This is a genomic window from Candidatus Symbiothrix dinenymphae, from assembly GCF_001431085.1.
Genome location: NZ_BBRU01000275.1, coordinates 1 through 553, shown reverse-complemented (window position 1 = coordinate 553; position 553 = coordinate 1). Strand labels below are relative to the sequence as shown.

1 protein-coding gene is annotated in these 553 nt (G+C 48.3%); it reads left to right on the top strand.

Translation table 11 applies throughout. The annotated features are described in order from the left end of the window. Positions 1-553 (top strand): RagB/SusD family nutrient uptake outer membrane protein (locus tag ASC50_RS03540; protein WP_158648368.1); only part of this gene is annotated, 553 nt, incomplete at both ends.

The window sequence follows — 553 nt, the reverse complement described above, 5'->3', positions numbered from 1 at the left end:
GCGGTAACAGCGGCATACGCTACCCGTCCCATTACTCAGTTCGACCCTTCTGAAATTGACACCTACCGTTCTTTTGCCGAAGTATTCAATGGAGATGTACTTCCTCAACAGAATACCGAAGCCATCTATACCAGCGGTCCGACGACGGGTGGACGCGACAGCCCTGCCGGCATGGTCATGTCTGCGGCAATGGGGGGCATGAACGGCTTGAACCTGACGCACGATTTGGCATCCGCTTTTTATATGGCTGACGGAACGCCCTTTACCATGCAATCGGATGCGGCGGACCCCATCGGAGCTGATAAAAATTTTTCAGGCTATACGTTAAAAGCCATCGCCGCTAAAATGTATGACAACCGCGAAATGCGTTTTTATGTGACCATGGGATTTCAATATTGTTATTGGCCCAACACATCAAGTACAAACACTAGCAATACTGTTAGAAATGTCACAGTAGACTATTCGATGAGCGGAAATGCGGGTCCCAATCAATTTTCCCCATGGATTATAACCATACGGCTTACACCTGCAAAAAATACGTTCACCCCGAAGA